The 771-nt window shown below is 63.6% G+C and carries 1 protein-coding gene; it reads right to left on the bottom strand.

From position 1 onward, the window contains the following. A partial coding sequence (locus tag ABMC89_RS18970; protein WP_349570795.1) for a TRAP transporter large permease occupies positions 1-771 on the bottom strand: 771 nt, incomplete at both ends.

Below are 771 nucleotides of genomic sequence, written 5' to 3' on the forward strand. Positions count from 1 at the left end.
TTCCCGGTAGACACCGAACCCCAGAACGATCGCGAAGACGGCGGCGACGATGGCCGCTTCGGTTGGCGTGACGATGCCGCCGTATATGCCGCCCAAGACGATGATCGGCCCGCACAGAGCCCACTTCGCCGCATTGAAGGCGGCCCAGACTTCGGCGCGGGTGGCCTTGGGCTGGGCTGCGATCTTGTGTTTGCGCGCGTGGTTCCAGCACAGCGCCATGAGGCCGAGCGCCAGCAATATCCCCGGAACGATGCCAGCCAGAAACAGATCGCTGATCGATGTTTCCGACATGACGCCCCAGACCACCATCGGGATCGACGGTGGCAGCATTGGCCCGATAATGCCGCCCGCAACAGCAAGGGCCGTCGCGAAGGCGCGCGAATATCCACGCTTTTCCATCTCGGGGATCATGATGGCACCGATGGCCGCCGTGGTGGCGGGGGCAGAGCCGGAGAGCGCAGCAAAGAAAGCGGCGGCCAGCACGGCAACCATGCCCAGGCCCCCGGTGCGATGGCGAACAAGCACGTCAGCGAACCCGACCAGACGTCGCGAAATGCCTCCCGCGGTCATCAGATCCCCAGCAAGGATGAAGAACGGAATGGCCAGCAGACTGAACGACTGCGTGCCCGACACCATGCGCTGCGCAAAGATCATCATGTCGATGTCGGCGGTCCAAAGCGCAACGATCGTGGCAAGCCCGATGGCAAAGGCCAACGGCACGCGCAGCAACAGCATCAATGGAAGCCCAAGCGTCAGGACGAGTACGGTGGT

Origin of the sequence: Sulfitobacter sp. HNIBRBA3233 (assembly GCF_040149665.1) — a bacterium.
In the GTDB taxonomy this organism is placed as follows: domain Bacteria; phylum Pseudomonadota; class Alphaproteobacteria; order Rhodobacterales; family Rhodobacteraceae; genus Sulfitobacter; species Sulfitobacter marinivivus.